This window comes from Pararhizobium sp. IMCC21322, assembly GCF_030758295.1.
Taxonomy (GTDB): Bacteria; Pseudomonadota; Alphaproteobacteria; order Rhizobiales.
Genome location: NZ_CP132335.1, coordinates 4,054,922 through 4,067,912 on the forward strand (window position 1 = coordinate 4,054,922; position 12,991 = coordinate 4,067,912).

12 protein-coding genes and 1 tRNA gene are annotated in these 12,991 nt (G+C 50.9%); 4 read left to right on the forward strand and 9 right to left on the reverse strand.

The window, feature by feature from the left end; all coding sequences use genetic code 11:
* Positions 1-199 precede the first annotated feature (199 nt).
* The gene (locus RAL91_RS19195) at positions 200-970 is read right to left on the reverse strand and encodes a sulfotransferase family 2 domain-containing protein (RefSeq protein WP_306257862.1); all 771 of its coding nucleotides are present in this window, start codon (positions 968-970) and stop codon (positions 200-202) included.
* 387 nt (positions 971-1,357) lie between these two features.
* Positions 1,358-1,434: transfer RNA gene (locus tag RAL91_RS19200), tRNA-Ile, on the reverse strand.
* 193 nt (positions 1,435-1,627) lie between these two features.
* Here RAL91_RS19200 and RAL91_RS19205 point away from each other — a divergent pair.
* On the forward strand, positions 1,628-2,353 hold the full coding sequence (locus RAL91_RS19205; protein ID WP_306257863.1) for an SIMPL domain-containing protein: 726 nt from the start codon (positions 1,628-1,630) through the stop codon (positions 2,351-2,353).
* 329 nt (positions 2,354-2,682) lie between these two features.
* Here the strand turns inward: RAL91_RS19205 and RAL91_RS19210 are convergent, their stop codons facing one another.
* Positions 2,683-3,084, reverse strand: a complete 402-nt coding sequence (locus RAL91_RS19210) for an acyl-CoA thioesterase (RefSeq protein ID WP_306257864.1) — start codon at positions 3,082-3,084, stop codon at positions 2,683-2,685.
* Between the two features lie 27 nt (positions 3,085-3,111).
* Positions 3,112-3,531, reverse strand: a complete 420-nt coding sequence (locus RAL91_RS19215; protein WP_306257865.1) for a secondary thiamine-phosphate synthase enzyme YjbQ — start codon at positions 3,529-3,531, stop codon at positions 3,112-3,114.
* 160 nt (positions 3,532-3,691) lie between these two features.
* Between RAL91_RS19215 and RAL91_RS19220 the strand changes: the two genes are divergently transcribed.
* Positions 3,692-4,366, forward strand: a complete 675-nt coding sequence (locus RAL91_RS19220; RefSeq protein ID WP_306257866.1) for a glutathione S-transferase — start codon at positions 3,692-3,694, stop codon at positions 4,364-4,366.
* Between the two features lie 71 nt (positions 4,367-4,437).
* Here RAL91_RS19220 and RAL91_RS19225 read toward each other — a convergent pair whose 3' ends face one another.
* Both RAL91_RS19225 and RAL91_RS19230 read right to left on the reverse strand, forming a co-directional pair.
* Positions 4,438-4,923, reverse strand: a complete 486-nt coding sequence (locus RAL91_RS19225) for a DUF992 domain-containing protein (protein WP_306257867.1) — start codon at positions 4,921-4,923, stop codon at positions 4,438-4,440.
* A gap of 284 nt (positions 4,924-5,207) precedes the next feature.
* A complete protein-coding gene (locus tag RAL91_RS19230; RefSeq protein ID WP_306257868.1) occupies positions 5,208-5,570 on the reverse strand; it encodes an NADAR family protein in 363 nt (120 codons plus the stop codon).
* 129 nt (positions 5,571-5,699) lie between these two features.
* Here RAL91_RS19230 and RAL91_RS19235 point away from each other — a divergent pair, with 129 nt between their 5' ends.
* Positions 5,700-6,521 carry a hypothetical protein gene (locus RAL91_RS19235; RefSeq protein WP_306257869.1) on the forward strand — a complete coding sequence of 274 codons (822 nt, stop codon included), beginning with the start codon at positions 5,700-5,702 and terminating at the stop codon, positions 6,519-6,521.
* 53 nt (positions 6,522-6,574) lie between these two features.
* Here the strand turns inward: RAL91_RS19235 and RAL91_RS19240 are convergent, their stop codons facing one another.
* The 3 genes from RAL91_RS19240 to RAL91_RS19250 all read right to left on the reverse strand — a co-directional run bounded on the left by RAL91_RS19240 (position 6,575) and on the right by RAL91_RS19250 (position 11,909).
* The gene (locus RAL91_RS19240) at positions 6,575-7,873 is read right to left on the reverse strand and encodes a phenylacetate--CoA ligase family protein (RefSeq protein WP_306257870.1); all 1,299 of its coding nucleotides are present in this window, start codon (positions 7,871-7,873) and stop codon (positions 6,575-6,577) included.
* Positions 7,874-7,995: 122 nt separating this feature from the next.
* Positions 7,996-10,005 carry an RNA polymerase sigma factor RpoD gene (gene rpoD, locus RAL91_RS19245; protein ID WP_306257871.1) on the reverse strand — a complete coding sequence of 670 codons (2,010 nt, stop codon included), beginning with the start codon at positions 10,003-10,005 and terminating at the stop codon, positions 7,996-7,998.
* 623 nt (positions 10,006-10,628) lie between these two features.
* Positions 10,629-11,909 (reverse strand): DUF2254 domain-containing protein, encoded by a 1,281-nt coding sequence (locus RAL91_RS19250; RefSeq protein WP_306257872.1) that lies wholly within the window; start codon positions 11,907-11,909, stop codon positions 10,629-10,631.
* 291 nt (positions 11,910-12,200) lie between these two features.
* On the opposite strand from RAL91_RS19250, the gene RAL91_RS19255 reads away from it, so the two are divergent.
* A complete protein-coding gene (locus RAL91_RS19255; RefSeq protein ID WP_306257873.1) occupies positions 12,201-12,980 on the forward strand; it encodes a hypothetical protein in 780 nt (259 codons plus the stop codon).
* Positions 12,981-12,991: the final 11 nt, after the last annotated feature.

The window sequence follows — 12,991 nt, forward strand, 5'->3', positions numbered from 1 at the left end:
TTTGTATAAACTTGTGTCTAACCATCCTGCAGATCATTGAAAAAATTGGGTTTTCGTATCTGTCCGGCAACCTGATTTGAGAGGCGGTCTGGTTGCGCAGCAGTCCGCATTTTTACACGCGTCAATGATTAGGCGACTGTCGCCTTTCAGAAGGTCAGCCATTAGCGTTGTCTGTAAATTTTGGGGTGCGTAACTAGAGTTAGTCGAGCCGATCTGGATCGTAACCAAGGTTCAAAAAGTCGCTCATAAAGCAGCGCTTGACGATGCTTTGTGTGTCAGCGTTATAGAACTGGTGTAGTCGGTCAGATGCACTGGTTTTGTGATGCATTCCCTTGGCTGTAGAATCGTCAAGGCTGATCCTGTCCGCCGGCACACCAGAGCGCACCAGAAAGTCACGAATTTCGGCGTTGTAGTCTTCAAAACTGATAACAGTGTCGTAACCGTTGACCTCAAAACACATCTGCTTTTGCTGCAAATCCCAATGGCTGTTCTTTGATAGTCCGCCTTTATCCAACCAGCGCACGAACTCATGAAAACCAGCCGAGTCAAGGCTGAACTCGCGATGTCTTCTTTTGTATTTTTCTCTGGAGAACTTATCAAGGAATGCGGACAGAACCCTTGAATACGGATTGCGAACGACCACGAAATACCTGAACTCATGAAGCCTGGAAATATCCGCCCGACCAAGATCTCCGATTGACGGAACCGCTATTTTTGCCCGCTTGGCATCACGGTTGCCGCCGCTGATCTTGGCATCGCGATTGCCGCCGCTGATACTGTCCATCAAAATAACCGTGGTTGAATTGGCGTTCTTCTGGATGCGGTTGTAGCAAAGGCCAAACTCCGTATTTAAGACGAACTTGCGCAGCGCAAATTTATTGGCGACCCTGCCGTCGAGGCGCTTTATCGCCCCGCGATGCGCCGAGCGGACCTTCAGACTGTCAATGAGTTTAAGCGGGAGTTTTAACATATCCCTCTTTTACAATCCCATTTTGCAATGTCCAGACATCACCGCAACGAAACGCCGCTGAGTGATTTTTTCTTACCGCTGGAACTGAGGTCCACCTATATCGACCCGCAGCCAACTAGCTTTCATGGGCTGCGTCGATATACCGGGGACCTTCTGGATTAGTGTTGTGATTGAGCATTTCGCCAGAAGTCGAATCTACAGCGGTAGCGGAAAGCAGCCCAGTCAACCGATACTCCGGAACAGCGTCAAAGCATGTGCAGGCCTGCGCCGACTTGATGTTGCAAACCTGAAATGATCATGGGTACAGGATAGCAAAATCCCTTACCTAAAAAATAGACTCTCTCACTTTGGATTTTTATATTATATCACAATGGCTTAGAAGAATAATGGTAGGCCCGGAGGGACTCGAACCCCCAACCAAGCGGTTATGAGCCGCTGGCTCTAACCAATTGAGCTACAGGCCTACAATAAATGTCGCAACGGGCGACAAATAGTCAGGGTGCTTGGCTATCGCATCTTGGCGCATTGGGCAAGATGGTTTCGCGGCCCATGGCACTCTTTCCTCAACGACATCGCAGTTACAGCCAACTTTGGCCAATTGAGACCACAATTCGCCGGTAACGGTTTGACATAATTTGAAAGAATCGGAGACTTTCCATGCGGCTTTTCCCGGCTTTTGCCACATTGGCCATAGCAACCGTTCTGGCCATAGCGCCTTATACTCTAAGGGCAGAAGACAAAATCCCCACCTTGTCTTTGACCGGCACGGGCTCGGTTTCTGGAAGCCCGGACATGGCGATTATTACCATCGGCACAGTGAGTGAAGCAGAAGACGCTGTCGCCGCGCTGGAAAAAAACACGGCCAGTACCACAGCTTTCATCGATGCATTGAAAGCCGCCGGAATTGAAGGCAAGGATCTGCAAACCAGCAATTTTTCCGTTGAACCGAACATCGTCTACCCCAGCAGCAAATCCAGCACGCGGCCAAATCGACCTGCGATTGTCGGCTATACGGTCCGAAACATGGTTACCGTGCGCATCCGCGATCTGAAACTCATCGGCAATGTGCTGAACGAGGCAGTCACCCTTGGCGCCAATTCCATCAGCGGTCCACGCTTTGCTGTAGACGAACCGGCAGCACTGGAAGCTGAAGCCCGCCGTATGGCCATGACAGCCGCCCTCGCCAAAGCACAGGATTATGCAGATGCGGCAGGCATCGCCCTTGGTCCCATTCAAATGATCAGCGAACAGGGAGGCTTTCAACCCCGTCCCGAGGCCATGATGATGTCACGCAGCGCCGCCGACAGTTCACCGGTTCCAGTGGAGGCAGGTGAAGTCAGCTACAGCGCGACCGTGTCAGTAGAATGGGCGCTGAAGCAATAAACTTTTGCTTATCAGGAGCCGTCAAGACGGCTCCTTCTGGCGCAATAACACTGCCGCAACAACATTGCCGCAACACCAATTTCTGGATCCTCGGAACAAGTCCGAGGATGACGAATATGGGCTAACTTTCGTGGTTTACTGGATGATGGCGCTTACTTTCAAACCCGTCATCCTCGGACTTGTTCCGAGGATCCAACAAGCGCAAAATCTGAGCCAAATCTAAAGCACCGGCACTAGCCACAGTCGACATGAATCAGATTATCAAAAAGATGGCTCAAGCGCCTTTAAAGACTCAGGCTTTTCCCCAGTCATTCACATCTGCTTCCAACTCAATCAGTTGCTACCAGCTCAGGCAACGGCCGAGGCTTCCCGTCTTCGTCGATAGCGACGAACGTAAAGGTCGCATCAGTGACCTTATGGCGCTCGCCCGTAAGAAAGCGCTTTGCAAATGCCTCGACATGGATCTTCATGGAGGTTCGCCCCACCTTGTCAATGTCACAATAAACGCACAGCACATCCCCGACCTTCATTGGCTGAATGAAATTCATGCTTTCGACCGACACGGTGACCACCCGCCCCATGGCGCGTTCCACTCCCGCCATACCACCCGCCTGATCCATCCGTGACATGACCCAGCCGCCAAAAATATCTCCATTGGCGTTTGTGTCTGCGGGCATCGCCATCGTGCGCACCGTTAATGTACCGCGCGGTTCTGCAGATGTTTCGCTCATGATTTGCCCTCTCGGTTGTGGCGGCCATTAAGCCAGATGCAGCACGACCTGCCGTTGATGCGGTCGGCTGCGATGTTCAAACAGATAGATACCCTGCCAGGTTCCCAAGGCAAGCCGGCCATTCATCACAGGCACACTCAAATGCGTCTGTGTCAGCGCCGCCTTGATATGAGCAGGCATATCATCCGGTCCCTCTGCGGTGTGAATCATCCAGCGCATCGACGCATCATTCCCATCGGGAACCAACCGCTCAAAAAAGTTCTGCAAATCCACCTGCACATCCGGATCAGCATTTTCCTGGATCGTCAAAGAACAGGATGTGTGCTGACAAAACAGTGTCAAAAGGCCAGACTCAACCCCGGCATTTTGCACAAAAATTTCTGCTGCGTGAGTGAATTCATAAAGGCCAGGGCCATCGCTGGATAAGGTGAGAATGGTTTGGGTCATAAAGCCGCCAGTGAATTGTTTTGGTATAGCTTAGCTGGCCTTTTGCAACGTGGGAATATCGGAAACTCCGCCGCCAGGCTTTCACGCAGCAAAAGAAGAAGCTTGATGAGAAAGACCAGGCCAACTTGCAACTTCGAACCAAACGCCTATTGCTACGAGAATGAGCCAACACCCCGTCAGCCACCCCATCCTGTATTCCTTCCGACGCTGCCCCTATGCGATGCGCGCGCGACTGGCCATTCTGTCAGCCGGTTTCAAGGTTGAATTGCGGGAAATCCTGTTGCGGGATAAGGCGCCCGAATTCATTGCCGCTTCACCAAAGGCGACGGTGCCGGTTCTGGTCTTGCCCGATGGTACAATTATCGACGAAAGTCTCGACGTGATGCTGCACGTCCTGGGTCAATCTGATCCGGAAAGCTTGCTAACGCCCACCGAAGAAACTTTGGCAGACATGCTGGCATTGATTTCGGAAAATGACGGTTCGTTCAAACGAGCCCTTGATCGATACAAATATGCCAATCGTTACGAAGGTGCAGATCCGATATCAGAGCGCAACATAGCATCCAGCTTCCTGCATACGCTTGACAACCGATTGCGCACTAACAGCGGCGGCTTGTTCGGCGCTCGATTATCGCTGGTCGATCTCGCCATCCTGCCATTCGTGCGTCAGTTCGCAAATGTGGACAGGCCCTGGTTTGACAGCCAGGACTGGCCAGACCTGATGAAAGCGCTGGAAGCCTTCACAGCCTCAGGGCGATTTGCGTCCATAATGCTGAAATATACAAAATGGCAGTCAGGGGACGAAGTTATCTGGTTTGGTGAAGCGAAAAACTGATTTTCGCGGTGAGCGGTCATCAGACGGTCGTGTGTCAGGTCTGCGCTCAAGCGCAGACCTGACAAGGTGTTTTAGTAGAGTTTAATTTGAGCGAAGCCTACGGCAACATTAACGCCGCTGGCGCCGGAGACGCTAAGCGGCTGCAAAGCAAACGCTTCTGATGATCCGCCAACAAGCACGTTAGCACCGAGCCCAACTGCGAACGCAGCTGATGCAGTTGCACCACTATACGTACCGGCGAGCGCACGCGGGGCGTACTTTTCTTCTTCGGCAGCCACGACCGTCCACAGAATAACGGCGTCGCCGGTCACACCGATATCAATACCGTATTTATCGATCGTACCCGTGTAGACCTCGACCGGGTAGCTGTCATTGGCTGGCGTGAAGGTACAGGCAAGGTCTTTGGATGAGCCGAAAATAAAACCAATGCCCCCTTCTACGTCGCAGGCAAGTTGACCAAGTTGAATGCCGCTATCAGCATGGCCGGTAGAAGCTATAGGAGTAGCGGCCAGGAGCCCGCCAGCAGCAGCTGCAAGAAGTGTTTTTTTGAATGTCATGATGTTTCCTTTCGACTTACCTACAACGCACCAATTGATAAAGAGTTCCGTGTCCGAGGCAACAAAGAACACGCTAACAGACACACCACCTCTTCCGGTTGTGATCGTCGTCGAATTAGATGATTTGAATTAATGAGAACTCAAGCCCGTCCTTGAAGTTAAATGGCTTGCAATCAGCGGGTCTTCCCTCTCAGCCAGATAAATGAGCAAGCTGATATCCAATTTTGCACTGAGAGTCTAAGCCGCCTTAGTGCATCAGCAAAATATGGCTGGCATATGGATTTTTAGCAGGCGCAGAAGAGCGAAGCGAAAAGCTCGTCCCCAAGTAACATGTCTCGCGGCAACGGATGCGTCTCGAACTTCTTCTTAACGGCCGCGTACATAATTGCGTCTTTCACCTGTTCCCAATCGTCTCGCAGCGAAAACGCCCGTGTGCGGCCAAGGGTACTGGCGTTTTTGAGCTTGCCGCAATTCTGAATGCGGTTTTGGTACCCCGCATCCTCAAACTTCTGCGCCTGAAAATAGTGCTCTACAGTGGGCCACCATTCATCCTCGAAAGCCACGCCAAAGGGTGCAAAATTGGAGAACTCGGCGTAAGGATTTGTCTGTGCATAAAAGTAAATTGTCATAGTCTCAAAGCCGGTCATTTACTTTCATGGCATTTAAGGCCAATTTGGAAAGCAATCTTGACCATTTTACAAGTCTGAGCATTTACATATCCAGCCACTCAACCTAAAATATGTAATAAACAATCAAACAGAGTCGGTGCGCCTTCTATGATAAAACGTGAATTGCTAATCACAACCGCTTTGGTTTCGGGCGTCTTGCACAGCGCAACCGCATACAGTGCTGATCTGTATCTTGAGGGCACGCCTGCACTACCAACCATCATTCCCGCAGTTTCAGGCCTGAATGGTAAGCTTGCCCTCTCCGGCGGGCAATTCGAGGATGATGAATTCGGCGTCTTGACCGGTGCCATCAGCGTCCCGCTTGGTTTGCGCTATGGTCTCCAGGGAGATGGCATTCTCGGTGTTCGTGACGGTGAATTTGTTGGCGGCGGCGGCGCGCATCTTTTCTGGCGCGATCCATCGGTCGGCCTGCTGGGCCTCTATGGCTCTTACACCCACCGCGAAGATTTTGACGGCTCTGTAAGCCGCGTAGGTGTAGAAGGTGAATATTACTTCGGTCAATGGACGGCCAAAACCCTTTTGGGTGCCGAATTCATCGACGCAGGCGCAGGGTTTGCTGAGCCTGATGACGGCTTCTTTGCCTTTACAGATATCTCCTATTACGTAAACGATGATTTTCAAGTCTCGGTCGGACATCGATATACCGCTGAACGCAACGCATTGGCGTTGGGTGCAGAATATCAACTGGATCAGAATTTGTTCTCCAATGGCGTATCTCTGTTTGCTGAAGGCCGCATTGGTGAAGATGACTATCATGCTGTTTGGGGCGGAGTGCGCGTTTACTTCGGAGACGACAAAAGCCTGATCCGCCGTCATCGCGAAGATGACCCCGATGGTTATGGTGATGAAGATCTGTTCGATCTGGAAGTTGAACTGCAGGGGTTTGATTCAGGCGAAGGCCCCGGATAGAGCATTTTTATATTGGAAAGTATTTGCGAAGGTCACCCTTCGCAAGAAATTCTCTAAAGCGTTGATTTGAACTCCTCAAATTTCCCGCTTGAATCACGTGGGATGTCACAAACGAGCGTAATGTCCACGTCGACCTGCTGACGAAAAGCATCGCATATCGCCATGCGAAATGCATTGCGATCAAATGAAATATCAGTGTCAGGCAATATTAAACTTATGCTCAAATGGTCCTCGCGGTCCTGAACAATTTGCCATTGTTGGAATGGGACAATCGCCTGAAATTCTTCGATGCGAAGAGAGGGCCAGAAACTTGTCCCATTTCCAAATCGAAACAGATGTCGTTCCCGCCCCATAATCTTCGAAAGCGTCCGACTGGACCTGCCACAGGAACATGACTCAGCCGATAAAGTTGCGTAATCTCCGATGGCATAGCGGATTAATGGCATTGCGAAATTATAGAATGGTGTAACCACCACCCTGCCCGTCTGACCGGGCTGCACAGCACTGTTTTCTCCATCAAGAACTTCTATCAAACAGAATTCCTCATGAAGATGAAAGTTCTTGTATTCAGGGCAACACACAGCCATTCGTCCGCATTCTTCAGATCCATAATTATTGATCAGTATCTCGCTCAAACAAGCCCTCAAGATCGTTTCGGTATGGGGTGTCAACATCTCGCCACCCAGCATGAGTGCCTCATAGTGCGGCGGTTCCGACTGTGTGTTTTGCGCTTCGAGCACAATACCCAATGCGGTATTGGGAGAGGCTCCCAGATAATTTGTTGGGTTTCGGCGCAACCAGGCCAACTTCTGTGCGCTATCGGTTAATTTATGATCAAGCCAATAGCCGGTACCCTTGGGGGAACCTCTTTGCCATTCTTGTTGCGTCGTGCCATCGGGCAAGTCAGATGCACCGGGCACTGTAGCGGAAAAATGCGCACATGACTTATCTGGATCGACTTTGTACCAATCAAGGCTCCGAGCAGCAGCCGCCTGGTTAGCTACGCGCTGAAGTGCGCTTGTCCGATGACGCAGAGGCATTCCAGTAGAGCCGGAGGTCTGCTGCTCAAAGGATTCGCCGGCCTGATCCGGCACCTGCCTTGCATAAAATTCGTCGGCGCGGGCCTGCGCCTCCTGACGTGTCAGTACAGGAACATCGCTCCATCGCGATAAATCCGGTTGATCGTCAACTGAAAACAGCGGCGCCAGTCGCTCCCTGTAAGCAGGTGTCTGTTGCCAGGCATGTATTAGAATTCGTTGAAGCGCTTTTCTCTGAAGGGCCTCAATACGCGCCGGTTCCCACCATTGGCTGCGCGCAAGCATTTGGGTGAATTGCAAAAAGGGATCAGACATCAAGCTGTGCTTCCCACTGCAATTGAAACGCAGATGACAACGGCATCAAATTATAAGAAAACCCGCATGATAAAAACAACCATGCGGGTTTCAAAATTCCCATCAAACCGTTTTTCCAGGATTTAACTATCCAGGAAACTCCGCAATTTGCGTGAGCGGCTTGGGTGTTTCAGCTTGCGCAATGCCTTGGCTTCGATCTGGCGAATACGCTCGCGGGTCACGCTGAACTGTTGCCCGACCTCTTCCAGAGTGTGATCCGTATTCATACCAATACCAAACCGCATCCGCAGCACACGCTCTTCACGTGGTGTCAAAGACGCCAGCACACGGGTTGTTGTTTCGCGCAGGTTGGACTGGATCGCCGCATCAATTGGCAAAATAGCATTCTTGTCTTCGATGAAGTCACCAAGATGGCTGTCTTCCTCATCACCAATCGGTGTTTCAAGAGAAATCGGCTCTTTGGCGATCTTCAGAACTTTGCGCACCTTCTCAAGTGGCATCTGCAGTTTTTCAGCAAGTTCTTCCGGGGTTGGCTCACGACCAATCTCGTGCAGCATCTGGCGCGATGTGCGGACAATCTTGTTGATTGTCTCGATCATGTGAACCGGAATACGAATGGTCCGCGCCTGATCAGCAATCGAACGTGTGATCGCCTGACGAATCCACCATGTTGCATAGGTGGAGAATTTGTAGCCGCGGCGGTATTCAAATTTATCCACGGCCTTCATCAGGCCAATATTGCCTTCCTGAATGAGATCAAGGAATTGCAGACCACGATTGGTGTATTTCTTGGCGATGGAAATCACGAGCCGCAGATTGGCTTCGACCATTTCTTTCTTGGCAAGGGCAGCTTCCCGCTCGCCCTTCTGCACGCCGGACACAATGCGGCGATACTCGCCAATGTCCAAACCGGTGACCGTAGCAAGTTCCTGAATTTCGGACCGAAGACGGCCGATCGTATTTTCTTCTTTTTCCGCAAATGCCTGCCAGTTCTTGCTTTTCAATCCGGAAATGTGAGCAACCCAATTCGGATCCAGCTCACGGCCCTGATATTCGGACAAAAACTCGTCGCGTTTGACACGGTAGCTGATAGCAAGCCGCATCAACCGTCCTTCGCGAGTCATCAATTGCTTGTTAATGTCGTAAAGCTGCTCAACAAGACTTTCGATACGATTATTGTTCAGCGCCAAAGACTTAACATCTTCAATCACCGACAGAGTCAGTTCGTTGTGAGCCACATGCTCGTCATCGGAAAGCGCCTTGTCCCGCAATTGCAGATCAACTGATTTGTCATGCAGTCTGCGCATTTCCTCATAAGTGGTCGCGATCTTGTCAAACATTTCGACAACTTGAGGCTTCAGCTCTGCTTCCATGGCGGCAAGCGAAAGATTGCCCTCATCTTCCTCGTCGTCGTCTTCCTCGGCAGCCCGATCTTCAGCTTCCTTGGCTGCAGCTGCCTTGCGCTCTTCCTCAGCCTTACGTTCTTCAGGCGTCTTGGCGCTGTGATCTTCCTGCAGTTTTTTGGCATCCGGACCTGCATAAGTGGCGTCCAGATCAATGATGTCGCGCAGCAGAATGTTACCTTCTGCCAGTTCATCGCGCCAGATAATGATCGCCTGGAAAGTCAGCGGACTTTCGCACAGGCCGGAAATCATCGCTTCACGGCCAGCCTCGATGCGCTTGGCAATGGCGATCTCGCCCTCACGTGACAACAGTTCAACAGAACCCATCTCGCGCAAATACATGCGGACAGGGTCATCGGTCCGATCGGTAGGCTCTTTTGCGGTGGTCGCTTTGGCAACAGATTTATTGCTGTCATCCACTTGCGCCAGTTCGCTGCTTTCGGTCTCTTCGGCTTCTTCAGCTTCTTCCTGCTCAACCACATTAATGCCCATATCGGACAACAAGGACATGGTATCTTCAATCTGCTCGGAAGTGACTTCGGCAGATGGCAGTACGGAATTCAGTTCTTCATAGGTGACAAAGCCGCGCTTCTTGGCGAGCTTGATCATCTTTTTGACGGCGGCATTATTCAGATCCAGCAACGGGCCATCTGATCCCTCGCCGCTTGTAGCTGGCGGAGGCGTGGTTTTTTTAGGTGCTGTTTCTGCTGTTTTTCCTGCCAAGGACATGCAAACTCTCCAAACGAAACGCCGGGTTGGTGTATGCCAAAACCCGGCTGCTCGGTTACATTATAAAAGAAGCAGGCCGATCATCATAAGCCACAGCAGCGTTCACATATCGCGCCCGTGAATTATTCATGAAGCCACCTACTCCGAAAAATTGTTTACTCACACCAGATTGACCGACTATAGCGTTTAACCATTCAGATAATTTTGCTATTCCGGCTACAACTGGCAATCAAACTTACCTTTATCCAGAACCACAGATTCCGGAGTGACCGGCAGTCGATTCTGTTTTCACACCTCTGTCATAGATTTCGGAGATTAATCTCCGATTAACCCTGACATCCATTGTCGGTTTTACCGACATATTCGAGACGCTTTCGCAGCGTCTTAACAAGATAGGAACAAAGCCCGCGATTTGAAGCCTTTGCACAAGAAATTTGCCCACTTTTGCGACTCAGTTCCCCAAAACGCGTATTCTGAGGCAAGGACCAAAAAGTAACTGCAGCGAATCACGTCAAGTTTCAAGGGGAATCAGCGATTTTTGTTGATTCGGCGCATTGAACAGGTGATTCGATCAAGTGACTCTGAACATTCAACATTTTCTGCCGATGAACAGCTGGTGCAAACTACGCCCCTTGCACCTTTTCCACCAAGACCTTTATCTTCTCCAAATCCGAAGGCAGTACAAGCGCTTTTTCAGCCCGCGAAAATGCGCTTTCTGACTGGCTTTTGGCAACCTTGGTCAACTCAGCACTTTCCAATTGTGTCAGTGCAAGAAACGCTTTTTGAAGCCGGACACCAACTTCAACAATTTCAGCGCCATCCCTGGCGATCGCTGTGAACGCATCACTGAACATTTCATCACACGACAATTCGGGCACATAAACTCTATCGAACAGAATTTCCGCTTTGTCATCATCATCATCCAATGGGCGCGCCCATGACGCAAACAGGCGCACCATTGTTCCGACAATGGCAATCGCAGTGCCCGGGTCATTAATACCTGGCGACAGCGCTCTGGCTGCAATTTCGGAAAGCACAATCAGACCAAAACGGGGGTCCTCATCATAGGTACGTTGATTCCCAATCAGAAAGGCTTCTATAAGCTCCTCGCGTAATTCCGTATCAATCTCACCATCGTTTCCCTCCAGAAAAGCCAAAGGCTTGCCGGGGCCGATAAAACTACCTGGAAGGGAAGCAATTGTGATTTTCAGCCCGCTTTTCTCTGCAATATGTTGCAAGGCTTCCATCTCTAAATGCTGGATGTATCCAACCTTCGCTGTCAGCAAAGGCTTGCCGCTGCCAGCTACATCCCCGTCTGTATCCAAAGCCGACTGACCGCCCAAATTTGGACTCAGACGGCGCCTTTCAAGAGCTTCAGTTGCAGCTGCTTCAACGGTCTCGATGGTTGTGCCCATTCGTCCCAGCCTGGCAATGCTGTCAACCCAGCGAACAAACGTCACAATGACAACAGCGAAGGTCATCAAAACCATCAAAAACAGTACGAAGTGGCCTGCCTTCCCGTAATAGCCGGTGGTCACCGCAATGGTGGCCACAATGCTGAAGATGAAAGCTCCGATAAAGCTCGACAACGCCAACTGAGACGTGTCATCGGCCACCACAAGCGCAAATGCCCTTGGCGTCGCTGAGCGGCTGGCAGATGCATAGGCTGAAATCATGGACGCGACCGCAAACGTCGCAACAGCCAGCATTGTATTGGAAATGATTGAGAGCAGCGTTTTCAAAGTTTCAGTTGTGATTTCCGGAACAAAAGAAGCCAGTTTGGTAAAATCAGCAGCATGCGCCAACAGAGCGCCGATCACAGCGAGTATACAATAGGCAAGTGGCTTGACCCACAACCGCTCGCGCAATCGGCGTACCAGAAACTCAATACGGCTGGTAATCAACTGACGCTCCCAAGTGGCTTTTTAATTTCAGAAACCAAAGCCTATCAGCGAGGCACGATTTACACCAGAGACTCTATCGAGACTGGCAGCGTGCAGGAGCGAATGGCAACGCCTCTGAACTATCGATAGGTTTTGTTCACCAAATATAATTACGCTTTTTTGCCAATACCGGCTCATCATTTATTCAAACAAGACGTTCAGATTGTTGTGCTCAATTGAATGAAAGTCCTTGTCATGCACCAATTCTATAAAATTGCTCCGCTAATCGGTGCATTTTGGAGTGCCTGCTTATTGTCGGCAGATGCGGTCGAATTGAATACGCAGGTCCACGCTTTCGGTGGCCTCGTTGCGGTTGAACAGGAAAAGGAATCTCTGTCCAATATGGTTATGGGGCTTTGGGGCACCGTTACGATCACATCGGATGGCAAAGCCAACGGCAGCGGCATCATTCGCTACGAAGGCGTCGCGCCTTGCGCATGGACACCCCCGGCACCGCAGAACGGCCCTGCCCCCTATTGCAAATTAGAAAGCCTGAAGGACGGCGCATTCACGATAACCGGTGAAGTCTCGGGAGAATTGCAGACGCAGCATCTGCTTACAGGCCTTTCAGAAATGGTAACCGGAGATACAAAGGCTTCTGCGCAGGACATCATCGATACCACGCCCCCCACGCTCAAACTTCAACTGACAATGACAGATGCCCCGAAGGAATTGATAGACGTCTGGGGACTGTCCGGCGGCGGACGGGAGAAACGCGGAACCGACGTGGCAACAGGTGGTCTGCTTGTCTCAACACTTTTTGACAAACCCTTCTTCCTCTCCCCTGTACCCAACGAAGCCGGCGAACGCGATCGCTACGAATTCTCCGGCACTTATCCCGGTGACTGGCCGATCAAAGGTGCAGGTGCCGTCTATTTCCCGGATCTTCCACTGAACAAGCTACCCAATGAAACCGCGTATGAAGTCTTCATCAATGGCGGCGTTACGCCCAATGGTTCCAAACTTGGCGAAGACACGTTGAATCTCGACGTCCTAACCCCCTGGTTTGGCGGCGCTTACAATAAATACTGAAAATCCATAAC